The following is a 23,227-nucleotide window of genomic DNA, read 5'->3' as shown; positions in this document are numbered from 1 at the left end:
CGTGGACGGGCGTCTCTTCACCGCACCGCCGTTCAGCGCGCGTCGCGGGAGCGGATGAGGACGTCGATCCCGTCGAGTACCCGCGCCAGCCCGAACTCGAAGTGGTGCTCCGCACTGCTGGCGGCGCCGTGCGCCGAGCCCGCGGCGCTGCCGACCTTCGCCGCGGTGGGGAAGTGCTCCGGATCGAGCAGCCGGTCCAGCAGCGGGGCGTGCGCCTGCCACCACTGCTCATCGGTGAGCCCGGTGCGGCGTTCCGCGTCGGCCGCCTCCAGCGCGCCGCGCGCGGCCGTGCGGGCGTGGCCGAGGACGAGGCTCAGCACCGAATCCATTTCGACCTCGCTGAGGCCGATGCCGTCGACGGTCCGCAGCTCGCGTTCGTACTTGGCGGTCTCCTGCGGTCCGAGCACCGGCCGGGCGGTCGCGATCTCCAGCGTCCACGGGTGCCTGCGGTGCAGGTCCCAGTTCTGCCGCGCCACGTGTTCGAGCCGGGCCCGCCAGCCGGTGACCTCGGGGCCGGGCGCCTCGGTCTCGCCGTAGACGGTGTCGAGCATGACGTCGATCAGGTCGTCCTTGCCGGGCACGTAGGTGTAGAGCGACATCGTCCCGGCGCCGAGGCGTTCGGCGACGCCGCGCATGGACAGCGCGGCGAGCCCTTCCGCGTCGGCGAGCGCGATGCCGGCCCGCACGATCTCGTCCGCGCCGAGGCCCGGTTTGCGGGAACGGTGCTCCGGGGCCCGCCACAGCAGTGCCAGCGTCCGCGCCGGGTCCCGTTTCCTGATCACCATGCACGCTCCTGTTCGCCGTCCGATGTTCCGGACGCCGCGTGCCGGGGCCGGATTCGGCCACCTAGCCTAGCCAACCCGCCGCGCCGCTTCACCGATCCCGATCATCAAACCCCGCCACCCCGACCACTCGGCACCCAGCGACCCGGATGAACGGCCCGTTCGCCCAATCCTGTTCGACGAACGGTCCGTTGACTCCGAAGCACCACGCGCAGGTCGCCGAGGTGGCGGGAGTGGGTGAGCGGCCCGTTCGCCCAATTCCGTTGGACGAACGGTCCGTTGACTCGAAACCACATGTCCGCGTCGGCGGGGCCGGAGTGGGTGAGCGGCCCGTTCGTCCAATGTCGTTGGTCGAACGGGCCGTTCACTTCGTTCGGTGGGGGCGCGGCGGGGTGGTGCGGCGGTATAAGGGGCGTATGCCTGCTGCTGGTACCACCGCTGTGGTGTTTCCCGTGCCCGGAGCCGATGCGTTGCTGCGCGCCGTCGGCGAGCGGTTCCCCGGTGCGGTGCGCGCCGGGTTCCCCGCGCACATCACGGTCCTCCACCCGTTCCTGCCGCTGTCCGATGTGGACGATGAGGTGGTGGCGGAGCTGGCCGCGATGTTCGCCCGCCGCGGCCCGCTGCGGGTGGAGTTCGCCGTGTCCGAGCAGCGGCGCCACTTCGACGAGGGCTTCGTGGCGCTGCTCCTCGAACCGGACGGCCCGCTGCGCGAGCTCACCGCCGAGCTCGGCGCTCGGTGGGACCTGCGCCCGTACGGCGGCGCCTACGGCGAGCCGGATCCGCACGTGACGGTCGCGCTCGACGTGGCGCCGGAGCAGGCCGGGCTCATCGCCGAGCAGGCGGCGGGCGCGCTCCCGCCGCCCGCCGACCTCGACGAGGCGTGGCTGGTGGCCTTCGACGGAACCTGGTCGCTGCGAGCGCGCCTACCGCTGGCTCCCGGAGGGGGCGGTCAGTAGACGCCGTCTTCGCCGTTGGCGGCGCGCAAGGTGCGCATGGCCTCGGCGAGCGCCTCCGAACGGTCCAGCCCCAGTGGTGCGAGCACGCGGCGGCGCAGGATCTCCGCGCAGGCTTCGCGCGCCCGCTCGGCGACGTCGCGGCCGTGGTCGGTGAGCACCGCGTAGGTGACCCGCCGGTCGGTGTCGCAGGGTTCGCGCACGATGAGGTCCGCCGCGGCGAGCCGGTCGGCGACCTTGGTGAAGCCGCCGCTGCTGAGCGCTGCTTCGCGGGCGAGCCGGGTCATCGGCATCTTGTGCTCGGGGGAGCGCACCAGCCGCAGCAGGATGTCGAAGGAGCCCGGGGCGAGGCCGAAGCGTTCGGCGATCTCGCTCATCAGGCGGTCCTGGGTGAGGTGGTAGCCCTCGATGACCAGTCCCCACCAGGTGACGATCTCGTCGTCGTCGGTGTTGGGGTCGGGGCGGGTGCCGGGTATCGCCGCGCCGTTGCCGCCCGCTCCGTTGTCTGCGGTTCCGGTCGCCCGGACCGCGTTCGTGGCGCTGCCGCCGCTCACCTGGTCTCCCCTCGCCTCGTCCGTTCGCGGTAGCCAGTCTACCTCTCTCATGTCTCGTGCAGAAATATCTTGCGTGGAAGACAAAACTCTCCTAAGCTTCGTGTCGCGGAGCCGCGAGGCTCCGAAGGTGGAAATCGGCCGGGCCAGTGTCCGGCATCAAGAAGGAGTTGATCATGGCCGACCCAGTCAAGCTCAGCGTCATCTACTACTCGTCGACGGGAACGATCAGCGAGATCGCGAACGCCCTGGTCGCCGAGGCGGAGAAGGCCGGTGCCGAGGTGCGCCTGCGCAAGGCGCCCGAGCTTGCTCCCGACGCGGCGATCGACTCGAACCCGGCGTGGCGCGCGAACATCGACGCCACGGCCTCGGTGCAGGAGGTCGCCGCCGACGACGTCGTCTGGGCCGACGCGGTGATCTTCGGTTCGCCGACGCGCTACGGCAACATCGCCGCGCAGCTCAAGCAGTTCATCGACACCCTCGGCGGCGAGTGGCAGCAGGGCCTGCTGGCCGACAAGGTCTACAGCGGCTTCACCTCCAGCGCCACCAAGCACGGCGGCCAGGAGTCCACGCTGCTGGCGCTGTACAACACGTTCCACCACTTCGGCGGGATCATCGTGAGTCCCGGTTACACCGACGGTTCCAAGTTCGTCGACGGCAACCCGTACGGCACCAGCCACGTCGACGCCCAGGGCCAGCTCAAGGTGGACGACGAGACCCGCACCGCCGCTTCCGTGCAGGCACGCCGCGTGGTCGCGATCGCCCAGCGGTTGAAGAACGGCGCGTGAGCGTCCGCTGATCGCCGGTGCGGCGCGGGCCGCATCCCGCGCCGCACCGGTTCTTTCCGCCTGCCCGCTTCGGTGGCCGTGCGGGCGGCGGAAACGTCAACGGCCCTCCCGCCGGGAGGTCGCCTTCGGGGGGTCGGCGGTGGAGCCTCCCGGCGGGAGGGCCGCGGCGAGCCCGTGATATCGCTCCCATGTCCGAGCCGTCGCGCCCGGTCCAGGTCCCTCCGTGGACGAATTCCCTTCCAGGCATGGAGTTTTTCGATGAGCATCGCTACGAGCGGGCTGCACCACGTCACTGCGATCGCGGGCGACCCGCAGCGCAACGCGGACTTCTACCTGCGGACGCTCGGCCTACGCCTGGTCAAGACGACGGTGAACTTCGACGACCCGGGCACCTACCACCTCTACTACGGCGACGAGGCCGGACGACCGGGATCGCTGATGACGTTCTTCCCCTGGAAGGGCGCCCCGAGCGGGCGGCACGGCACCGGCCAGGCGACCACCACGGCGCTGTCGGTGCCGGAGGCGTCGATCGGCTGGTGGAAGCAGCACCTCGCCGCGCAAGGCGTCGAAGTCGGCCAGGTGCACAACCGCGACGGCGAGGACGCGCTGACCTTCCAGGACCCGGACGGCCTGGGGCTCGCGCTGGTCGCGCACCCGCAGGGCGATCCGCGCGCGCCGTGGGACGACGGCATCGTGCCCGCCGAGCACGGGATTCGCGGGCTGCACTCGGTCACGCTGTCGGTCACCGACGAGACGGCGACGGCCGCGATGTTCGACGGCCTCGGCTTGTCCTTCGCCGCCCAGGACGGCAACCGGTTCCGGTTCACCGCGGGCGAGGGCGGCCCCGGCGCGTTCGTCGACGTGCTGGTCACCCCGGACGTTCCGCAAGGGCTGGTGGCCGCGGGCGCGGTGCACCACGTGGCGTGGCGCGCCCCGGACGAGGCGACGCAGGCGACGTGGCGGGAGGAGCTGCTCGGCTCCGGAGTCGACGTGACGTCCATCTTGGACCGCCAGTACTTCCGGTCGATCTACTTCCGGGAGCCGGGCGGTACGCTGTTGGAGATCGCCACCGACGAGCCCGGTTTCACCGCGGACGAGCCGCTGCTGGAACTCGGCCGCGCGCTGAAGCTGCCGCCGTGGCTGGAACCGAAACGCGACGAGATCGACCGGATGCTGCCGAAGCTGAACCTGCCCGCGGAGAACAACCCGGGGGCCACCGCATGAGCGAGCTGTCGCTGACCCACGACCACGTCGACGGCGACGCGGACGCGCCGGTGCTGGTGCTGCTGCACGGAACCGGTGGCTCGCCGGCGGATCTGCGTGGGGTCGCCGACGAGCTCAGCCCGCGATCCCCGGTGCTGGCACCGGCGGGCCCGGTCTCGGAGGGCGGCGCGGCGCGCTGGTTCCGCCGGTTGGCGGAGGGCGTGTTCGACACCGAGGACGTGGTGGCCCGCACGCACCAGCTCGCGGACTTCCTCGCCGAGGCCACCGACGCCTACGGCTGGCACGGCAGACGGCTCGTCGCGGTCGGTTTCTCCAACGGTGCCAACATCGCCGCGGCGTTGACGCTGCTGCGCCCGGACGCGTTGCGGGAGGCGGTGCTGTTCGCCTCGATGCTGCCCGTGCCGGAGCCGCCGGAGCTGGACCTGTCCGGTTCGCGGGTGTTCCTCGGCAACGGCGAGGCCGATCCGATGGCTCCGACGGCCGCGGCGAACGCCTTGGTCTCGGCACTGCGCGCCCGCGGAGCGGACGTCACCGAGCAGTGGCATCCCGGCGGGCACCAGATCACCTCGCCCGGCGTGCGCGCAGCCGCCGAGTGGATCTCCCGACGCTGACACGGGTCGGGGAGGGAGGAGCGGGCCGTTCGCCGGGTGGGGTGAACGGCCCGTTCCGCATCGCGGGTCGCCGGCGCGTCCGCGACGGTTCCCGGGCGCGGATCACTGCGGGCCGCACACCGATGCGGCCTTCCGCGCCGCGTCGGTGATCCACGGTTCAGCGGAGTTCAGGCTCGTGTACACCGCGGTCGCAGCGATCAGGTACCGCTCGTCGACCCGGATGCGCTGGGCGTTGCGCGCCGACTCGTAGCCGTCGGAGCACGCGTTCTGCCCGAGCCCGGACCGCGGGCACCAGATCCCGAACTCCCACGGGCCGCCGTCGCGGAAGGCGTCGTAGGCGCCGCGCGCCTGTGCCGCGCTGCCGAACGAGATGACCTGCACCGAGGCGAGCACCTGGTTGTCGGCCGTGATGGTGTCGCTGTCCACGAGGTACGTCCCGACCATGGTCCCCGTGCACCCGTATCCGGTGAGCACGTCGGTGACGCCGTCGTCCATCCCGTAGGCCTGGCCGCAGGGTTTGCTGCCCGCGGATTCCAGCGCGTAGTAGGTGTTCCCGGCGGTGGTGAAGCCCGCCGGGAGCAACGCGTCCCGGGTGAACGGAGTTTCGGCGTCCCCGGTGTCCAGGTCGGCTTCGCCGGCCGACGGCTCGGCTTCCTCCGAGGTCGGTTCCGCACTGGTCGAGGGTTCCTCGGACTCCTCGGGTTCCTCGGTGGTCGACGGGTATTCCGAAGGCGCGTCCTGGTCGTGGATCCGAGAGGGGGACGGCGGCTGATCGGCGGCGACGAAGCGCCACAGCTGTTCGGCGTTGGAGATGCCGAGGAAACCGAACACGGCGATCACACCGGCCACCACCGTGGCGATCGCCGTCCAGGACGGCCCGGAGGAGTTCTCCGGCTGCTTCCCGGCTCGTTCTGCCTCGTCCTCGGTCAAGCGCGCCCCCCGGTTCAGCGGCCGTCCTTCGCGATCACGGCCGTGAACCAGGCAGCGTAGCGAATGCGCCGAGCCGGAAAGGCGCGTTCCGGTGCGCTCACGGTTTCGGGTCGGTGGGCGTGAAGGTCAGCGAGGAGGAGACCTCGCAGTGCGTGTTCTCCCCGGTTCCCTCGCACTGCGCCCCGCTCGACGGCCCTTCGGGCGCGTCGGAGCGTGCGGAGATCTTCGTGTCCCCGTGGCCGGTTCCGGAGGAGCCGACCTCCTTCTTCTCCGGCGGTGGCGGCGCCGGAGCCTGCGGGGCGGTAGCGGGTGCGACGTGCGGGCGCTGATCCGGCGCTGGCGCATCGAACAGGCACAGCGCGAGCACCGCGGCGACGATCGGTGCGCCGAGCACGGCCGCGCGACGAGCGGGGGAGGGTTTCCCGGCCCGCCCGATCGTCACGTCCCCGTGCACCGAGCCGACCTGCACGGTGTGCTCGCTGGTTCCCGAGACGACGTTGCGCGCGCCGCCCGGCTTTCCTTCGTTCACGATCCCTCCTATCGGAATCACCTGAGCGCAAGATTAGCCCTCCTATCGGTGAAGCGGGGCGGATCGGATCGGCGGATCACGCGAATTCGCGAACGGGTTCCAGTGAGTGCGGAGAATTGTGCCGAGGTGAACACCGGCCACCCCCCGTGCGCCGTTCGGCGCATGATTCCGCGCGCTGAGCGATGCGCAGTCCGAAATCGGGATCCGCAATTCGCGCCGGGCGGCTGCGGGAAAATCCCGCACCTTAGCGGGCAGGTGCGGGATTCCCGTTCCTCCCTCGCGCGACCAGGGAATGCCGCAGCGTTCAGGAGGTGGGCAGCTCGATCGACTTCAGGAGTCGGCCAGGCTCCCGCCGGTATCCAAGGCCGATCTTGCTGCTGAGGTTCGCGGCCGGAGCACGGTGATGTGGTGTGCGGCGATACTCCGCTCGGCGGCCACGTCATCGAAGACGGTCGGGATGGTGACGGAACCGGCGAGGATGTTCGCGTCGTTGCAGGTTGCTGCACTCGGCGAGGCCGAATCCCTCGACTTGCCGCGGATCATCTCCGAGGAACCCGCCGCACGCATCGAGGAGTGGGAACGTGCTTGCTGAGCCCGACCGGACGAAATCAGATCGATCGGGGCGGGCCAACGCTTGCGTCGAAGTCGCGGTGAACCTCCCCGGGCGGGCGCTCTGGCTGGACACCGAGCTCGGGGTGGTTTCGCCCGTGTCGATTTCGGATGCTTTCGCGTCGTTCCTCGGTGCGGTGAAAGCCGGGCGCTTCGACTGCTGACGGCGTCGGGGGCGGGCAGCGCCGGGGAGGCCGTGTGTAGGGTTTCCGCAGGGCGGTGCCGTGTTCGCCCCGGAAAGCGAGGAGTGTCCTGATGAGTACCCGGAGCATGACGTTGTTCCTGATCAGGACCCTCGTGTGCCTCGTCGTGGTGGTGGGCGCGGCCTTCTACCTCGGCTGGTCCTGGCCCGTCGGGATCGCGGTGGGTCTCATCGCCCTCGCCGCGGTCGCGCAGGGCGGCGTCATCCTGTGGCAACGCGGGAAGAACCGCGCCCAGTAGGTCAGCTCATCGCGTCGCAGCCGGTGGCCAACGGGTCGTTCGCTGCGGTGGGCTCCCACCGGATGTTCGAGAACGTGACGTCCATGCTCTTCTGGGAGAACACCACGAACGGGGTGTTGACCTTGCCGGGTTCCAGCGTCGACGTCAGTTCGTGGGACGGGACGCCGGTCGGGCGCTCCTTGCCTTCGGTGAAGCACTCCAGCGGGATCTCGACGGTGGTCCGCTTCCCCAGCGGCAGGTCGCGGAACAGCTCGGTGGCGGGGAGTTCGACTCCGCACGGGTAGTCGCAGTGGACGGCGATCCCGGCGTAGCCGGTCGGCGGCGCGTGCAGGACCGCGTCGAACACGAGCGCGCCCTCCGCCAGGTAGGGCGAGAGGTCGACCGGAGGCACGTCCCCCTTGGTCTGCACGTAGACCTGAGCGGGCAGCGCGTCGTCCCAGGTGGCGCGGAGACCGTCGGAGGTCGACCTGATCCGCGGCCCTTGGGCCAGTCCGTCCGTGAAGGACTCGCCGCGCCAGTCGTTGAGCTCGGAAGCGCCGAAACCGGAGAACTCAGCGGCGATCTGCCCGTCGTAGACGACGCGCGGCGCCGGTGGCGGTGCGGCCGTGGTGCCACCGGTGGTCGTGACGAACGAGGTGACCGCGATACCGACGAGCACGACGGCCGCCGCGGCGATTCCCGGCACCAGCCACTTCCGCCGCGGCCTCGACGGCCTGCCCGCCGGAGTTCCGGCGGACGCGCCTCCCGCTACCGAGGTCGACGCCGCCGAGCGAGGCGGCGCGGACACCTGGGCGGCGCCGAGCGCGACGGTGTGCTTCGGGTGCAGCGATCCGCGAACGGGCTTGTCGAATTCCTCGGCGATCAGCTGCCCCACCAGCGGGACGCGGGAGGAACCTCCGGCCAGCAGCACCGCGGAGAGGTCGTCGGCGGTGAGCCCGGCGGAGGCGGTGGTGCGGTGCAGCGCGTCGATGGTCTGCCGCACCGCGGGCGTGATCATCTCGTTGAACTCGAGGCGCGTGATGGTGACCTCGCGCGGTCCGCCCGGCAGCGGAACGGACAGCAGCACGTCCGGTTCGGACGACAGCTCTTCCTTGGCGCGCAAGCACATCGCCTGGATCGCCGCGCGCGCTTGCGCACCCTCCGGATCGGACTGGTCGAGCTCGCTGATGGCCCCGTCCAACCGCTCGTCGAGGTGAGCGCAGATCGCGTCGTCGAAGTCGGTGCCGCCGAGGTACTCGATGCCTTCGGGCGTGCCGAGAATCTCCATCCGGCCGTCGCGCATCCGCAGGATGGTGGTGTCGAAGGTGCCGCCGCCGAGGTCGTAGACGGCGATGACCTCGCCGTCGCCGAGGCGGCGTTCGGTGGAGTAGTGGGTGGCGGCGGCCTCGGGTTCGGTGAGCAACCGGAAATCGGGGACGTCGGCGAGCCGCGGCACCTCCGCGAAGTGCTCGCGCCGGTACGGCCCCCACATCGCCGGGTAGGTGAGCACCACGGAATCCGGCGGCCCGCCGACGAGGCGGGCGGTGGTGGCGAGCACGTCGCTCAGCTGCGCGGCCATCAGCTCGGCGGGCGAGTAGCCGGTGCCGCCGAGCAGCAGCGGGGTGGGATCGCCCAAGCGGCGCTTGAAGTGGCGGGCCACGTTCCTCGGATCGGCGTCCGGGTGCAGGGCGGCGTCCCCGGTCAGCAACGGGCCGTCCGGGGCGCGGTAGGCCACTGAGGGCACGATCACCGCAGGGGACATCGACACCATGCGAGTGCCGCCCGGCATGCTGAACGCAGCGGAGGTGAACGAGGTCCCGAGATCGATTCCGACGCCGTAACGCACTGCGCGTGCTCCCTTGAGGTCTCCGAAACCGCGGACATCGTGAGCGGTGTGATCAACAATAGCCCTCGGGGGATGCGCGCAAAATGCCTTTCTTCCGGAGTTTCGGCGCATCTCCGCCCGCTCGCGGTGACGCCGGAACGCGGTCGACGACCCCGGCTCGGAAGGTGGTGCGCGGTCCTCGGAGCTCGGCCTTCCACGCGGTCGAGCGGTGCACTACTGTCGCGTTCGCCCGATGCCGACCTGCTCGCGGGTCGGCTGGATCGAGGGTTAGGACGGCATGCCGAGACCTCGCCGCGCGCACGAGCTCATCGAGCCCGTCCCAGCCGAACGATCCCTCGGACCTCGCGCGGCCCTGGAAGAGCTGGCGGCGACGTTGCCCCGCTCCGTCCGGTTCGGCGGCGACCTCGGTGCCGGCGCCGGGCAGGAAGTCGAATCCGCCTTCTGCGAGGCGGTCGCGGCGGTGCTGAACCTGCTGGCAGCAGCGGGATCGGCCGCCGAACCCGCGATCGCGGTGGAGTTCGGGCGCGACGACGCGCTGCGCGCCCGCGTGACGTGCCCGGCCGGGACGCGATCGGCGAGCTACCTGCGCGTCGCGCTCGGCCGCGACGCCGAGCGGATCGCCGCGGCAGGCGGCGCGCTGGACTGCGCGGTGGCCGACGGCACCGCGATCATCACCGTGTCGCTCGTGGACGCGACGGCGTCCCCGGGCCGAGGACGGGACGGCGCGTTCGACCAGCGGGTGCTCGACCTCGTCCGAAGGGGACGGCTCGCGGTCGGCGACGGACCGGACCGGGACCGGTGGGACGCCGTCGAAGCGAGGGCGGGGACGCCGCCGCGCCTGGCGGTCGTGACCGACGATCCGGTGGACCCCGAGGTGCTGTCCGAGGCGACGGCGCTCGGGATCGACGTGGTCGTCGTGGACGGTCCCGCCGACGCGGCGCTGGCGGAGCGCTTCCTCGACGAGGACGGTCCGCACGGATCGATCGACGCGGTGTTCGCCTCCCCGGCGCCGACCCCCGCGTTCCTCGCCGCGCTGCGCCGGAGCAGGCAGCGGGTGGCGGTGAGCCGGCTCGACGGCCTCGGCGAGGCGGCGCGCGAACTGGCCGAGCGGGCACCGGTGATCGCCGCGCGCCGCGCGCTCGTGTCGGTGCGCGGCTTGATGTCCGGACTGCCGCAGGAACACCCGCTGCGGTGGGAAGTGGACCAGCTGGCCGCCGAGGCGCACGAGATCACCGAGCTGGACCTGCTCGACGAACTCCTGGCCGGGGGCATCCGGTTGCCCCGCGGCGTCGGCGAGGACGCCGCGCGGCTGCTCGGCGCGCGCGGCACCGACCCGCGCACCCGGCTCGCGCTGGGCGCCGCCGCGGACGAGGAGCAGGTGTGCGCCGCCGCGCAGCGGGAGGTGCTGCGGTGGCGGGCGCAGGCCGGGGCGGTGGGCTTCGGCGGGCGCAACGCGGTGCTGTGCGAGGTGCTGGTGCGCACCGCGGAAGGACTGCTCAACTCCGCGCGCACTTCCTGACGGGTTCCGGGCTCCGCCCGGCGCCGCGATCCACGTCCGCTGCGGCCGAATCGGCCCGGCCCGATCGGTTCGAGTGAACGGACCGTTCGTCCGACGGGATTGGACGAACGGTCCGTTCACTCCGAACTCCCCGCCGATGTCGCGGTGGGAGCGAGGGTCGCGGACGAGGTTATAGCCTCGGCGTCCCGCCGAGTCGGGATTGCGCCCCGGTGCAGCCCTGAATGCTCTCCGTCACGCCTCGAATCGAGTGTCGTCAACGTCACGAACAGTGCCTATGGATCTGCCGGTGAAGTCGGCGGTAGTGATGTGCGAGGCTATAAATGATCGGAAGGCGGGGCATGGGCGAAGCAGTGGATGGTGCACGACCACGTCGGCCTCGTGATCCGGATCGACCGCCCGTCGCGGCGGCCCCGGGAGTGATCGCGTCGTGAAGTTCGACCGGCGGATCTCCGTCCTGCTGGCGCACGCGGTGCTGACGCAGGTCGTCACGTTCGTGCTCCGCCCCGCGACGACCTACCGCGCGCTGGAGCTCGACGTGCCCGCCTCCTGGCTGGGCGTGCTCTCCGGCAGCTTCGCGCTGGTGCCGCTGGTGCTGGCGCTCCCGGCCGGGCACATCGTGGACCGGTTGGGGGAGCGGCGGGTCATGATCGCCGGTGGTGTGCTGCTGTGCGCGTCGGGAGCGTGCTTCCTGCTGCTGGGCGGATCGGTGCTGGGGCTGGTCGCGGGCAACGTGCTGCTGGGGACCGGGCACCTGTGCTCCGTGATCGGCCAGCAGGCTTTGGTCGCTAACAAGACGTCCTCGGCCCGGCTGGACGCGGCGTTCGGGTACTACACGTTCGCCGCCTCGCTGGGGCAGGCGGCGGGGCCGCTGCTGATCGTCGTGTTCGGCGGGGCGCGGGCCATCCCGGACACCACGCCGATCTTCTGGGGCGCGACCGCGCTCGCCGCCGCGCTGCTGGTGTGCTCGTTCGGCATCAGCGGCGGCACCCCGTCGGCCGGGACCGCGCCGGAAGGCTCGCCGGGCGTGCGCGAACTGCTGCGGCTGCCCGGTCTCGTCCCGGCGCTGAGCACGAGTTGCGTGGTGCTGGCGGCGGTGGACCTGTCGCTGGTCTACCTGCCCGCTCTCGGGGCCGAGCGCGGCATCGCCTCCGGTGTGGTCGGCGGGCTGCTGGGGCTGCGGGCCGTCGCCTCGATGGTGTCGCGGTTCTTCCTGGGACGGAGCACGCGGCTGCTCGGTCGCCGTCGCCTGCTGGCCCTGAGCCTCACCGCCTCCGCGGTGGGCCTCGGGCTCACGGCGGCCCCGGTGCCGATCTGGGTGCTCGCGGTCGCGGTGCTCGTCGCGGGCCTCGGACTCGGCGTGGGGCAACCGCTGACGATGTCGTGGCTGGCGGAGTCGACGCCACCGGGGTTGCGCGGGCGCGCGATGTCGTTGCGCCTCACCGGGAATCGCGCGGGCCAGGTCGTGCTGCCCGGCGCGGTGGGCCTGGTGGCCAGCGGCGTCGGCGCCGCCGGAGTCCTGCTCGCCACCGCGCTCGGCCTCGCGGGCACCACCTTCCTCGCCCGCCGCCTCCCGCTGGACGGCGCGACCGGCGAGAACCGGTCGGAGTGAACGGACCGTTCGTCCGATCTCATTGGGCGAAGGGTCCGTTCACCCGACTCCGGACGCGTCACGTCGTGGTGCGGCAGGCTCCGGTTTCGGTCGGGCCGAAGGTGGGGGAGTCCTCCTTCACGACGTAGACCTCCCACGGTTCGCGGCCGGGGCCGTGCACCCACACCTTGTCCTGGCGGGCGTAGCAGCAGGTCGTGTCCTGCTCCAGTTCCGCGAACAGGCCGAGTTCGGTGAGGCGCGCGGTGGCGTCGGAGACTTCGTCAGTGCTGTCGACTTCGACGCCGAGGTGGTCGAGGGCGGTGTCCTGGCCGGTTTCTCCTTGCAGCAGGACCAGCTTGACCGGTGGTTCGCTGATGGCGAAGTTCGCGTAGCCGGGGCGGATCTTGGCGGGTTCCGCGCCGAGCAGCTTGCGGTAGAAGGCGATCGATCCCTCCAGGTCGCCGACGCGGAGGGCCATTTGCACGCGGGACATCACGAACCCCTGTCTGGGCGGTCATCGAAGCAGCCCCCGCGAGCTTGCGCCGTTGTTTCGACATGTGTCAAGTTAGAAGCATGTCGAAACAAGAGCGGTGCTGCTCGCCGATGCTGCGGGAGCCGCTGAGCGCGGACCGGTCCGTGGAGCTGGCCCGCGTCTTCAAAGCCATCGGCGAACCGGTCCGGCTCCGGCTGCTGTCGCTGATCGCCTCGCACGCGGGCGGCGAAGCGTGCGTGTGCGATCTGACCGGCGCGTTCGAGCTGTCCGGGCCGACGATCTCGCACCACCTCAAGGTGCTGCGGGAGGCCGGGGTGATCGAAGGCGAACGGCGTGGCACCTGGATCTACTACCGGGTGTGCGCCGAGGCGCTCGCCGCTGTGTCGGATCTGCTCGCCCCCACCGCCTCGGGTGTCTCCGCATGACCACCACGACTCCCGAGACCGCGGTGAGGGCGAAGCTGTCCGCGCTGGACCGGCTGCTGCCGCTGTGGATCGGGGCCGCCATGGTCGCGGGGCTGCTCGCCGGACGCTGGATACCCGGTCTCGGTCCGGCGCTCGACGCCGTGCGGATCGACGGCATCTCGCTGCCGATCGCCCTCGGACTGCTGGTGATGATGTACCCGGTGCTGGCGAAGGTGCGTTACGACCGGCTCGACGCCGTCACCGGAGACAAGCGGCTGCTGCTGAGCTCGCTGCTGCTGAACTGGGTGCTCGGCCCGGCATTGATGTTCGCGCTGGCCTGGACGTTCCTGCCGGACCTGCCGGAGTACCGCACCGGGCTGATCATCGTCGGGCTGGCGCGCTGCATCGCGATGGTGGTCATCTGGAACGACCTGGCCTGCGGTGACCGCGAAGCCGCGGCGGTGCTGGTCGCGCTGAACTCCGTGTTCCAGGTGCTCGCGTTCGCCGGGCTCGGCTGGTTCTACCTGTCCGTGCTCCCCGGCCTGCTGGGGCTGGCGCAGGCGGAACTCGCGGTCTCGCCGTGGGACATCGCCGGATCCGTGCTCGTCTTTCTCGGAGTGCCGCTGGTGGCGGGCTATCTCAGCCGCACGTTCGGAGAACGGATCAAGGGACGTACATGGTACGAGGGGACGTTCCTGCCCAGGGTCGGGCCGCTGGCGCTGTGCGGGCTGCTGTTCACCATCGTCGTGCTGTTCGCGCTGCAAGGGCAGCAGATCACGACCAGGCCGTGGGACGTCGCGCGCATCGCGGTGCCGCTGCTGGCTTACTTCGCGTTGATGTGGGCGGGCTCGCTGCTGCTCGGGCGGGTGCTGGGGATGGGCTACGCGCGGTCGGCGACGCTGGCGTTCACCGCCGCGGGCAACAACTTCGAACTCGCCATCGCCGTCGCCATCGCCACGTTCGGCGTCACCTCCGGGCAGGCGCTGGCCGGAGTGGTCGGGCCGCTGATCGAGGTTCCGGTGCTCGTCGGACTGGTCTCCGTGTCGTTGTGGTGCAGGCGCTACTTCACCCGATCCTGACCACCCCGAATCCGACCGCACGACGAGGAGAAGCATGTCAGTGCCCGAAGTGCTGTTCGTCTGCGTGCACAACGCCGGCCGCTCGCAGCTGGCCGCCGCACTGCTCGACCACCACGCGGCCGGCCGCGTGACCGTGCGCTCCGCCGGTTCCGCGCCGGCCGCCGAGATCAACCCCGCCGCGCGCGAGGTGCTGGCCGAATGGGGCCTCGACCTCTCCCGCGAGTTCCCGAAACCGCTGCGCACCGAGGCGGTCGAAGCGGCGGACGTCGTGATCACCATGGGCTGCGGGGACGCCTGCCCGGTGTTCCCCGGCAAGCGCTATCTGGACTGGGCGCTCGACGATCCGGCCGGGCAGCCGATCGCGGCGGTCCGCCGCATTCGCGACGAGATCGATGCCCGGGTGCGCGGCCTGCTCGCCGAACTCACCTCCGAACAGGGCTGAGAAGTCTTCCCCGACCCGAGCCGCGCGCTCGGCGGTGCTCCCGCCGCGTCGGATTCCGGTCGGGCGCGCGCACGCGGATCAGCCGTCGCGGGCGGCTCGGAGGTAGTCGGTCACCAGGGATTCCAGTTCCGGCGCGCGGCCCTCCCAACCCGGTGGGAGCGCGCCGGAATCGCGGACGAGCAGCCGCCGCTGCCGTCCGGTGCCGCGGCCGTGGATCACCGTGCCCACGATGTCGGCTTCGCCGTCGGCGGGGCCGACGAGGTCGCGGTGGTCCGCCAGGAGCTCGTCGACGTCGCCGTCGAGGTGGACGCGTCCGTCGTGCAGCAGCAGCACGTGGTCGCACACCTCGCGCAGCTCGCCGAGCAGGTGCGAGGACAGCACCACGGTCGTCCCGCGCTCCGCCACGTCGGCCATGATCGAGCGCAGCACCTCGTCCCTGGCGAGCGGATCCAGATCGGACAGCGGCTCGTCGAGCAGCAGCAGGTCGGGCATCCGCCCGAGGCCGAGCGCCAGCGCGAGCCGCGTGCGCACGCCCGGCGACAGCGAACCGACCTTGGCTCCGCGGTCCAACGCGGTGTGCGCGGCCAGCGCCTCCTCCACGCGCTCGCGCGACCAGCGCCGGTTCATCGCCCCTACCGCGCGGATCATCTCGTCCACGGTGAAGTCCGGGTACAGGGCGCGGCGCTGCGGCAGGTAGGAGGCGCGCGGGTGCAGCCCGCCGCGCACCTCCTCGCCGAAGATCCGCACCGAGCCGGAGGTCGGGGCCACCAGGCCCGCGGCCAGCGCGAGGAAGGTGCTCTTGCCGGCGCCGTTCGCGCCGACCAGCCCGATCACCTTGCCCTCGGGGAGGTCGACCGTGCAGTCCGCGACGGCGGTCCGGGTGCCGTAGCTCTTGGACAGTGCGGTGGTGTGCAACGCGGTCATGATGCTCGTCCCGGTCCTCGTGCGTGGAAGTGCTCGTCGCGGACGGCCGCGTAGAGGGCGTCCACTTCTTCGATGGCGAGTCCGCTGCTCTTGGCCCGGCCCACCCACTCCGCCAGGTCGCGCCGCAGCGGTGCCTCGACGGACGTGAGGTCGCTGGCCAAGGAGCGGGTCACGAAGGTGCCGACGCCGCGGCGGGCCTCGACCAGGCCGTCGCGCTCCAGCTCGCGGTACGCCTTGAGCACCGTGTTCGGGTTGACCGCCGTCGCCTCCACGACTTCGCGGGCCGTGGGCAGGCGGTCACCGGGGCCCAGCAATCCCAGCCGCATCGCCTGCGTGACCTGCTGCACGATTTGCACGTAGGTGGAGACCCCGGAGCGACGGTCGATCCGGAACTCGATCATACCGACCAGCATAAAGGGTCCTTGCAGGGTGATCTTTCGATCGTTGTCGTGTCCGGGGCGGAGCCGCTGAGCAGCGACCGGATCGAGCACGGCGACCACCGGCGGGCGCCCGGTTCGCGGGCGCCCGCCGGCGCGGTCGGGGGTCAGTGCTGCTTGCGCAGCAGCCAGGCGGTGGCCACCAGGAGCAGCACGCCGGCCGCGCCGAACAGCGCGAACTCCGCCCACTGCAGCACCGGCGCGTGCTCGGCGGGGATGACGTCGTGGAACCGCCCGGCGATGCCCTGCTCCCGCAGGCAGGCGTCCGGGTCCTGGTACGCCTCCGTCGCGGAGCCGCGCGTCCCGCAGGCGTTCAAGCGGACCTGCGCGTCGGGCAGCGGATTCCCGGCGGCGTCGAGGTAGCCGCTGTCCACGAGGGAGTCTCCGGTGTCCGGAGTGGACGCCGACGGTCCCGAGACCTCGCGCCGCACCGGGGACAGGTGCGGGTGCACGTTGGTGGCCACCGCGCGCACCACCACCAGCGCGCCGAGCGTGCTGATCATCGCCGGTAACGGGCGTTTCAGCGCGGTGCCCAGCAGCGCCCCGAGGCCGAAGGAGAACAGCAGGTGCGCCACCGGCAGCGGACCGGAGGTGTCGAGGTTGAGGAAGGTGAACGGGCCGCTGGTCAACGGCCCCAGCTCCCCGGCCGCCGAAACCCAGCGCTGCACCGCGAACTGCAGGACGACGACGGTGATCAGCGCAGGCACCAGCACCATCGCCACCTTCGCGGCCATCCAGCGCACCCGGCTGACCGACTGGGTGAACACGAGGACGTGCGTGCCGTTCTCGATCTCCCTGGCGAACAGCGGTGCCGCGCTGAACACCCCGAGCAGCACGGGGAGCGCCAGGATTCCCGCTTGGCCCGCCTTGAGCGGATCCAGCCACCGCGGCTGGAACTCCATCGCGAACCGGAGGCACTCCGCGGACCGCTCGCCGGCCGGGGCGACGCAGCTCCGCATGCCCTGCTCGGCGATGTAGCCCGCCATGCTCGCGTGCAGCGCGGACACCGCGATCACGCCCGTCACCAGCACCACGGCGAGCGCGATGAGCTGCGCCCGGTGCTGCCGCCACGCCACCCAGATCATGCCGCCACCTCCGAGTTGTCGGCGCCGCGCATGTGCGCCAGCGCGATGTCCTCCAGGCGGGGGCGTTCTTGGCGCCAGCCGGGAGCGGTCACGGGGCCGCCCGCGCGGGCGAGCAGGAACCGCTCCCGCGGCGATCGGACCTCGTCGATGATCTCAGCTCGGCGCACCGGGTCGGGCGCGGCGCCCGGTCCGCGCAGCACGCGGTGACCGGCGACCAGGTCGGCGACCGAGCCGTCGAGCCGCACCGCGCCCGCGCTCATCAGCAGCAGGTGGTCGCACACGTCGGTGAGGTCGCTGAGCACGTGCGAGGACAACACGATCGTGATCGGGTGCCGCCGGGCCTCGTCCTGCAGGGTCCGCAGCGTCGCCTGCCGCGCCAGCGGATCCAGGTCGGCCATCGGCTCGTCGAGCAGCAGCAGCGCGGGGCGCTTGCCCAGCGCCAGCGCCAGCGCGACCCGGGTGCGCTGCCCGCCGGAGAGGGTGCCGATCTTGGCCTCGAAGGGCACGGCGGCCTCGCGCACGAGGCGTTCGGCGCGGTCCTGGTCCCAGGTGGTGTTCATCCGCGCTCCCAACCGGAGCGTCTCGCGCACGGTGAGGCCGGGGTAGAGCGGTTTCTGCTGGGCTAGGTAGGCCACGTCGGCGGGGGCGGCGGACCCGGAGGGGCGCCGGCCGAAGACCTCGGCGACGCCTTCGCTCGGGGCGAGCAGCCCGGTCAGCAGGCCCAGCAGCGTGCTCTTGCCCGCGCCGTTCGGCCCGACGAGGGCGACGATCCGGTTCGGCGGCAGCCGGAACGAGCACTCGCGCAGCGCCCAGCCGCGGCGGTAGCGCTTGCCCAGTCCCTCGGCGCGCACGGCTGCCGTTCCCGATCGCACTTGAGGTGGTGCGGACATCCCTCGCCCTCTCTCTCAGACGCATTTCACTAGTTAGCTAGTGGAATAGTACATGTGGTGATCGCGGCGGTACGGGGACGTACTGCGCGAGCGGCGCGCGGATCAGGTGCGGGGCGCGGAGTCCACGAACGGCCCACCGTTGCCCGGTTCGCGCGCTTTCCGGAGCCGTGGCGTTGCGCCGAACGTCGCCAACCCGCGGAGTTCCGTTGACACCGCGCCGGAAACGCGAAGATCGTGGAACTCGTCCCGCCCGATCGCGGGCGGCAGCCGAGGGGGCTTGCGATGACCGGATACCGGGGCCGGGCGTTCGGTGCGCTGATCGGCGTGCTGCTGTGCGTCCCGCTCGCTCCGGCGGCGATCGCGGCGCCCCGAGCGGAGATCTGCAACCGGCACTGCGACGGGCGCGATCCGCAGCTGGCCACCGGAGACCGGATCCCGGTCAGCGCCGACGCGTCCGGGCGCACCGTCGAGCTGCACGTCGACGACGGCGACGCGATGGGCTGGGCCTCGATCAGCGGCGCGGCCGAAGGCGACCAGGTGTGGCTGGACCGCTCCTTCGACGGCGGGAAGACCTGGGATTCCGGCGGCAGGCTCGGCGAGACGACCGTCCCGGCCGGGCAGACCGGGTGGCGCACGCTCATGTTCAACGCCGACGACTGGAACGCGCGCGGAGTCGGCGCCCTGCGGGCCTGCGCCTCCCCGTCGGACGGGGCGGCCGCGTGCACCGGCTGGGCGCGGCCGGACTGGAACGCGGGCAGCCGCGACACCGCCGCCGCGACCGCGCTGATGATGCGCTACCGCCAGGACATCGGGCTGTTCGACACCGGGAACTGGTGGACCTCCGCGAACGCGCTCACCGCGCTGATCGACAACATCCGGATCAGCGGGCTGCGCGGCTACGAGTACGCCGTCGCGCACACCTACGACCTCAACGTCGACGCGCAGGGCGGGAACTTCACCAACGAGTACCTCGACGACACCGGGTGGTGGGGCTTGGCGTGGATCGCGGCCTACGACCTCACCGGCGACGGCCGCTACCTGGAGACCGCGCGCGCGGACGCCGACCACATGGCCGCGCACTGGACTCCCGAATGCGGCGGCGGAGTGCTGTGGAACCAGCACAAGACCTACAAGAACGCCATCACCAACGAGCTCTACCTGCACCTCAACGCCGCGCTGCACAACAGGATCCCGGGTGACGCGACCTACCTGCAGCGCGCCCGCGACGAGTGGGCGTGGTTCGACGCCAGCGGCATGATCAACGACGACGGCCTGGTCAACGACGGGCTCACCGAGGGCTGCGCCAACAACGGCGACACCACCTGGACCTACAACCAGGGCGTGCTGCTCGGCGGACTCGTCGAACTGCACCGGGCGACCGGGGAGCAGGCGCTGCTCGACCGGGCCCGCTCCCTGGCCGACGCCTCGACCGGATCGGAGTACCTGAACCCGGGCGGAGTGCTGCGCGAACCCGTCGAAGCCGACGACTGCTTCGGCGACGGCGCGTCGTTCAAGGGCCCCTACGCGCGCGGGCTCGGGGTGCTCAACGCGGCGCTCGACGACCGGCCCTACACCGATTACCTGGCGCGGCAGGCTTCGGCCGCGCACGCGAACGACCGCGACTCGCTCGACGCGTACGGGCCGCACTGGAACGGGCCGTTCGTCGCTCCTGGTGACGGCCACGGTTGCCAGCACAGCGCGCTGGACCTGCTCAACGCCGCTGCGCAGGGTTGACCAGTGCGTTTCGGCCGAACGGTGGTGCGGGTGGGCGAGAAGACCGCGTGCAATCGATCAGGACTCGTGTCACGCCACGTCACCACCCGCGACAATTCCACCGAATTGGTGCAGCACGTTTGCGGTGATCGGAGCACCGTCGTTCATTAGGGTGACGACGGGAGCCGGGGCCGCTCGTTCCGTCCTGGGTCCGAGCACAGGTCGGAGTGGGCGCTGAAGTCCGCGCCGACATCGTGTCCCTTCGTGGAGGAGAGCCAATGGCTGACGCCGGTGATTCGCCCGAGACCAGTGACGACGAGCCGCCGCTGCCCGAGAGGGCCGCCGCCCTGGTGGAGCTGCTGAGCCGGAACGCGGCCACGGCCGAGCAGGACCGCGCGCTGCCGGACGAGAACGTGCGGGCGTTGCAGGAAGCGGGATTGTTCGGCCTGCTCGCCCCGGCGAGGTTCGGCGGACACCAGACCGATTTCCGCACGTTCGTGCGGGTCATCGCCGAACTCGGCAGGGGGTGCGGCTCGACGGCGTGGGTGGTCACCCTGATCAACACCTGCCAGTGGATGGTCGGACTCCTGCCCGAACGGGCACAGCAGGAGGTCTTCGGGGTAGACCCCGACGCCCGCGTGTGCACCGTCATCGAACCGAACGCGTCCAGCACGGCGGCCGAAGGCGGCCAGGTCATCACCGGGAGGTGGGCGTTCGCCTCCGGATGCGGCCACTGCCAGTGGGCGATGCTGGGAATCCCGATCGTCGACGACGCCGGTGAGCAGGTCGACCAAGGGCTGGCGCTGGTCCCGATGGAGGAGCTGGAGGTCGTCGACACCTGGTTCGTCAGCGGCATGCGCGGGACCGGGAGCAACACGCTGGTCGGCGAGGAGATCTTCGTTCCCGAGCACCGCATCCTGTCGGTGTCCCGCGCGCTGCGGGGCGACTACCCGACCGAGCACGACGACGAGGTGCTGTACCGGTCGGCGTTCGCGCCGGTGCTGATCATCATCCTGGCCGCGCCGCTGCTCGGTCTCGCCCGGGGCGGTCTCGACGCGGTGCTGGAGGGGCTCGGCAAGGACAAGAAGATCGCCTACACCTTCTACGCGGACTCCCGGCACGCCCCGTCCACCCAGATGCAGCTGGCCGAGGCCGCGCAGCTCATCGACACCGCGGAACTGCACCTCACCAGGGCGGCCACGGACATCGACACCTGGGCGGCCGGGCCGGAGTACATGCCGGAGTTCCACCGCGCGCGGGTGCGGATGGACACCGGCTCGATCGCCGTGCGCACGCGCGAAGCCCTCGACCTGCTGCTCAACATCGGCGGCGCGGGCAGCTTCGCCGAGGCCAACCCGCTGCAGCGGATCTGGCGCGACCAGGAGGTCGCCGGGCGGCACGCGGTGATCAACCCCGCGATCGCGACCGAGGTCTACGGCCGCGCCCTGCTGGGAATCGAAGACCAGGTCACGCCGATCATCTGACCGCCCGTCAGGTCGTCGTCGTGACGACGATGTCCCCGAGCACGGGGGCTTCGTCGCGTTCCAGGACCGACGACGTCGCCACCAGCCGCCCGCCGCCCTCCTCCCAGATCCGGGTGCGGATGGTCTCGCCGGGGAACACGACCCCGGTGAAGCGCGCCGCGTACGACGACATCCGGTGCACCTCGCCGCCGAGCGCGGTGTCCGCGATGGCCTTGCACGCCACGCCGTAGGTGCACAGCCCGTGCAGGATCGGGGCGGGGAACCCGGCCGCCTCGGCGAACGCGGGGTCGGCGTGCAGCGGGTTGCGGTCGCCGCAGAGCCGGTAGAGCAGCGCCTGCTGCGGCGAGGTGGGGGAGTCGGTGACGAGGTCCGGTTCCCGCTGCGGCGGTTCGGCCCGCTGCGACGAGCCGCGGTGCCCGCCGAAACCGCCTTCGCCGCGGGCGAAGATGGTCGAGCGGGCCGCGCACAGCGGGCCGTCCTCGTCGGTCATCGTGGTCTCCTGCACGATCACCGCCGCCTTGCCCTTGTCCTGCACGTCGACGATGCGGGTCGTCGCCCGCGCGCCGCCGGCGGCGGGGAACGGGCGGTGCACGGTGATCTCCTGGCCGCCGTGCAGCACCTTCGCCAGGTCGACCTCGACGCCGGGGAACGACAGCGTCGGCGGCTCGAACTGGCGCAGGTTCGGCGCCACCACCGCGAACGACGGCAGCACCTGCAGGTCCTGCTCGTAGGCGTAGCGCAGCTCACCGGGATCTGTCGGCGGGTTCCCGGCGCCGAGCGCGAGCTGGTAGAGCAGCACGTCGGACGAGCTCCACTCGACGTCCTGGGCGGCCACGGTCGCGCCGATCGCGACCTCGGGATCGATGGGCATGCGGTTCCCTCACTCGTAGCTGACGTGGACTTCGTCGGTGACCGGCAGCGACTGGCAGGCCAGCACGATGCCGTCGTCGAGGTCCTCCTGCTCCAGGATGTCGTTGCGCACCATGCTCACCTCACCACCGCTGATGCGGCACGCGCAGGCGCTGCACGCACCCTGCCTGCACGAGTAGGGCGCGTCGATGCCGCGTTCCAGCAGCAGGTCCAGCAACCGCTGCCGACGCGGCCAGTCGAACCGGTGGCGGGCGCCGTCGATGTCGACCTCGACGGTCGCGTCGGGCTGCGCGGGCTCGGCGGGCTCCGGTTCGCCGCCGCGTTCGAACGGGTTCTCCGCCAGGGACAGGAAGCGTTCGACGTGCAGCCGGTCGCGGGCGAAGCCGAGCGGTTCGAGCGCACCGCACGCGACGTCCATGAACGCGCCCGGACCGCAGACGAACGCCTCGTGGTCCGCGAACGGTTCCGCCAGCGCCCGCAGCGACGACTCGTCCGGCAGGCCCTGCACCGTTTCCAGCCAGTGCACGACGGTGAGCCGCCCCGGGTGCCGCGCGGCGAGCTCCCGCAGCGCCGCCGCGAAGATCACCGACTGCTCGTCGCGGTTCGCGTAGAGCAGCACGATCCGCCCGTCGCCGCCGGCCAGCACCGAGCGCACGATCGACATGATCGGGGTGATCCCGCTGCCACCGGCGAGCATCAGGAAGTTCCCGTCCAGCGACTTCGGCGTGAACCCGCCGTCCGGGGCCAGCACGTCCACTATGGACCCCGCGGTCGCGTTGTCGCACAACCAGTTCGACCCGTGGCCGCCGGGAACGCGCTTGACGGTGACCCGCGGCGCGGAGTCGGTGTGCGGCGAGCTCGACAGCGAGTAGCACCGGGCCACCGACCCGCCGTGCTCGCCGGGCACGCGCAGCGTCAGGAACTGGCCCGGCCGGTAGGCGAACTCGCCGCCGTCCGGGACGGCGAAGACCAGGGAGATCGCATCCGGGGTCTCTTCGACGACTTCGTCGACCTTCAACCGGTGCACGCCGGATTCGGAAGGTTCGGACATGACGC

General features: G+C 71.6%; 25 protein-coding genes and 1 pseudogene. 13 read left to right on the top strand and 13 right to left on the bottom strand.

The features are described 5' to 3' along the window. Positions 1-32: 32 nt before the first annotated feature. On the bottom strand, positions 33-785 hold the full coding sequence (locus ACWD38_RS07015; protein WP_184479002.1) for a TetR/AcrR family transcriptional regulator: 753 nt from the start codon (positions 783-785) through the stop codon (positions 33-35). Between the two features lie 449 nt (positions 786-1,234). Between ACWD38_RS07015 and ACWD38_RS07010 the strand changes: the two genes are divergently transcribed. Then, positions 1,235-1,738, top strand: coding sequence for a 2'-5' RNA ligase family protein (locus ACWD38_RS07010; RefSeq protein WP_184479003.1), 504 nt, complete (start codon positions 1,235-1,237; stop codon positions 1,736-1,738). On the opposite strand, the gene ACWD38_RS07005 is transcribed toward ACWD38_RS07010, so the two are convergent. After that, a complete protein-coding gene (locus ACWD38_RS07005) occupies positions 1,732-2,211 on the bottom strand; it encodes a MarR family winged helix-turn-helix transcriptional regulator (RefSeq protein ID WP_343071706.1) in 480 nt (159 codons plus the stop codon). The genes ACWD38_RS07010 and ACWD38_RS07005 overlap by 7 nt on opposite strands. A 251-nt stretch (positions 2,212-2,462) precedes the next feature. Here ACWD38_RS07005 and wrbA point away from each other — a divergent pair, with 251 nt between their 5' ends. The 3 genes from wrbA (at position 2,463) to ACWD38_RS06990 (ending at position 4,909) form a co-directional block, all read left to right on the top strand. Continuing rightward, a complete protein-coding gene (gene wrbA, locus ACWD38_RS07000) occupies positions 2,463-3,074 on the top strand; it encodes an NAD(P)H:quinone oxidoreductase (protein ID WP_184479005.1) in 612 nt (203 codons plus the stop codon). Between the two features lie 258 nt (positions 3,075-3,332). Continuing rightward, a complete protein-coding gene (locus ACWD38_RS06995; protein WP_184479006.1) occupies positions 3,333-4,298 on the top strand; it encodes a ring-cleaving dioxygenase in 966 nt (321 codons plus the stop codon). Beyond that, positions 4,295-4,909, top strand: a complete 615-nt coding sequence (locus tag ACWD38_RS06990) for an alpha/beta hydrolase (RefSeq protein WP_184479007.1) — start codon at positions 4,295-4,297, stop codon at positions 4,907-4,909. The genes ACWD38_RS06995 and ACWD38_RS06990 overlap by 4 nt, the downstream gene beginning before the upstream one ends. Positions 4,910-5,011: 102 nt before the next feature. Here the strand turns inward: ACWD38_RS06990 and ACWD38_RS06985 are convergent, their stop codons facing one another. The 3 genes from ACWD38_RS06985 to ACWD38_RS06975 all read right to left on the bottom strand — a co-directional run bounded on the left by ACWD38_RS06985 (position 5,012) and on the right by ACWD38_RS06975 (position 6,911). Beyond that, a complete protein-coding gene (locus tag ACWD38_RS06985) occupies positions 5,012-5,839 on the bottom strand; it encodes a hypothetical protein (RefSeq protein ID WP_184479008.1) in 828 nt (275 codons plus the stop codon). A gap of 97 nt (positions 5,840-5,936) precedes the next feature. Further along, positions 5,937-6,368, bottom strand: coding sequence for a hypothetical protein (locus tag ACWD38_RS06980; protein WP_184479009.1), 432 nt, complete (start codon positions 6,366-6,368; stop codon positions 5,937-5,939). Positions 6,369-6,698: 330 nt separating this feature from the next. Continuing rightward, the gene (locus ACWD38_RS06975; RefSeq protein WP_450123558.1) at positions 6,699-6,911 is read right to left on the bottom strand and encodes a hypothetical protein; all 213 of its coding nucleotides are present in this window, start codon (positions 6,909-6,911) and stop codon (positions 6,699-6,701) included. Between the two features lie 38 nt (positions 6,912-6,949). Here ACWD38_RS06975 and ACWD38_RS06970 point away from each other — a divergent pair, with 38 nt between their 5' ends. Continuing rightward, positions 6,950-7,141, top strand: a complete 192-nt coding sequence (locus ACWD38_RS06970) for a DUF397 domain-containing protein (RefSeq protein WP_184479010.1) — start codon at positions 6,950-6,952, stop codon at positions 7,139-7,141. A gap of 91 nt (positions 7,142-7,232) precedes the next feature. Then, complete coding sequence (locus ACWD38_RS06965) at positions 7,233-7,418, top strand: hypothetical protein (protein WP_184479011.1); 186 nt, start codon at positions 7,233-7,235, stop codon at positions 7,416-7,418. A 1-nt stretch (position 7,419) separates the two neighbouring features. Here ACWD38_RS06965 and ACWD38_RS06960 read toward each other — a convergent pair whose 3' ends face one another. After that, positions 7,420-9,243, bottom strand: coding sequence for an Hsp70 family protein (locus ACWD38_RS06960; protein WP_343071355.1), 1,824 nt, complete (start codon positions 9,241-9,243; stop codon positions 7,420-7,422). 277 nt (positions 9,244-9,520) lie between these two features. Between ACWD38_RS06960 and ACWD38_RS06955 the strand changes: the two genes are divergently transcribed. Continuing rightward, positions 9,521-10,762, top strand: a complete 1,242-nt coding sequence (locus ACWD38_RS06955) for a hypothetical protein (protein ID WP_450123557.1) — start codon at positions 9,521-9,523, stop codon at positions 10,760-10,762. 427 nt (positions 10,763-11,189) lie between these two features. After that, entirely contained in the window at positions 11,190-12,371 is a 1,182-nt protein-coding gene (locus ACWD38_RS06950) for an MFS transporter (RefSeq protein WP_450123556.1), read from the top strand. A gap of 58 nt (positions 12,372-12,429) precedes the next feature. Here the strand turns inward: ACWD38_RS06950 and ACWD38_RS06945 are convergent, their stop codons facing one another. Then, a complete protein-coding gene (locus ACWD38_RS06945; protein WP_450123555.1) occupies positions 12,430-12,843 on the bottom strand; it encodes an ArsI/CadI family heavy metal resistance metalloenzyme in 414 nt (137 codons plus the stop codon). 80 nt (positions 12,844-12,923) lie between these two features. Here ACWD38_RS06945 and ACWD38_RS06940 point away from each other — a divergent pair, with 80 nt between their 5' ends. Genes ACWD38_RS06940 through ACWD38_RS06930 form a run of 3 tightly spaced genes read left to right on the top strand, consistent with a single transcriptional unit; the run spans position 12,924 to position 14,768 of the window. Further along, on the top strand, positions 12,924-13,268 hold the full coding sequence (locus ACWD38_RS06940) for an ArsR/SmtB family transcription factor (RefSeq protein WP_184479015.1): 345 nt from the start codon (positions 12,924-12,926) through the stop codon (positions 13,266-13,268). Further along, entirely contained in the window at positions 13,265-14,326 is a 1,062-nt protein-coding gene (gene arsB / locus ACWD38_RS06935) for an ACR3 family arsenite efflux transporter (RefSeq protein ID WP_450123554.1), read from the top strand. The genes ACWD38_RS06940 and arsB overlap by 4 nt, the downstream gene beginning before the upstream one ends. A gap of 34 nt (positions 14,327-14,360) precedes the next feature. Beyond that, entirely contained in the window at positions 14,361-14,768 is a 408-nt protein-coding gene (locus ACWD38_RS06930; protein ID WP_450123553.1) for an arsenate reductase ArsC, read from the top strand. Between the two features lie 78 nt (positions 14,769-14,846). Here ACWD38_RS06930 and ACWD38_RS06925 read toward each other — a convergent pair whose 3' ends face one another. From ACWD38_RS06925 to ACWD38_RS06910, 4 genes and pseudogenes are all read right to left on the bottom strand, one after another. Further along, complete coding sequence (locus ACWD38_RS06925) at positions 14,847-15,692, bottom strand: ATP-binding cassette domain-containing protein (protein ID WP_184479018.1); 846 nt, start codon at positions 15,690-15,692, stop codon at positions 14,847-14,849. Then, positions 15,689-16,093, bottom strand: a complete 405-nt coding sequence (locus ACWD38_RS06920) for a GntR family transcriptional regulator (RefSeq protein ID WP_184479019.1) — start codon at positions 16,091-16,093, stop codon at positions 15,689-15,691. The genes ACWD38_RS06925 and ACWD38_RS06920 overlap by 4 nt, the downstream gene beginning before the upstream one ends. Before the next feature lie 143 nt (positions 16,094-16,236). Then, complete coding sequence (locus tag ACWD38_RS06915) at positions 16,237-17,214, bottom strand: hypothetical protein (protein WP_450123552.1); 978 nt, start codon at positions 17,212-17,214, stop codon at positions 16,237-16,239. Positions 17,215-17,588: 374 nt separating this feature from the next. Continuing rightward, positions 17,589-18,104, bottom strand: a pseudogene (locus tag ACWD38_RS06910) (ATP-binding cassette domain-containing protein); the annotation flags it as partial. A 282-nt stretch (positions 18,105-18,386) separates the two neighbouring features. Here ACWD38_RS06910 and ACWD38_RS06905 point away from each other — a divergent pair. Continuing rightward, positions 18,387-19,838 (top strand): glycoside hydrolase family 76 protein, encoded by a 1,452-nt coding sequence (locus tag ACWD38_RS06905; protein ID WP_450123551.1) that lies wholly within the window; start codon positions 18,387-18,389, stop codon positions 19,836-19,838. A 257-nt stretch (positions 19,839-20,095) separates the two neighbouring features. Then, positions 20,096-21,301, top strand: coding sequence for an acyl-CoA dehydrogenase family protein (locus ACWD38_RS06900; protein ID WP_184479023.1), 1,206 nt, complete (start codon positions 20,096-20,098; stop codon positions 21,299-21,301). A gap of 7 nt (positions 21,302-21,308) precedes the next feature. Here ACWD38_RS06900 and ACWD38_RS06895 read toward each other — a convergent pair whose 3' ends face one another. Continuing rightward, entirely contained in the window at positions 21,309-22,172 is an 864-nt protein-coding gene (locus ACWD38_RS06895) for a MaoC/PaaZ C-terminal domain-containing protein (protein ID WP_450123550.1), read from the bottom strand. 9 nt (positions 22,173-22,181) lie between these two features. Beyond that, positions 22,182-23,222 carry a ferredoxin--NADP reductase gene (locus ACWD38_RS06890; RefSeq protein WP_184479025.1) on the bottom strand — a complete coding sequence of 347 codons (1,041 nt, stop codon included), beginning with the start codon at positions 23,220-23,222 and terminating at the stop codon, positions 22,182-22,184. Positions 23,223-23,227 lie beyond the last annotated feature (5 nt).

Source organism: Saccharopolyspora sp. NPDC002578, assembly GCF_053592695.1.
Note: the sequence above shows the minus strand (reverse complement) of the source record. Positions and strands in the feature narration are given on the sequence as shown.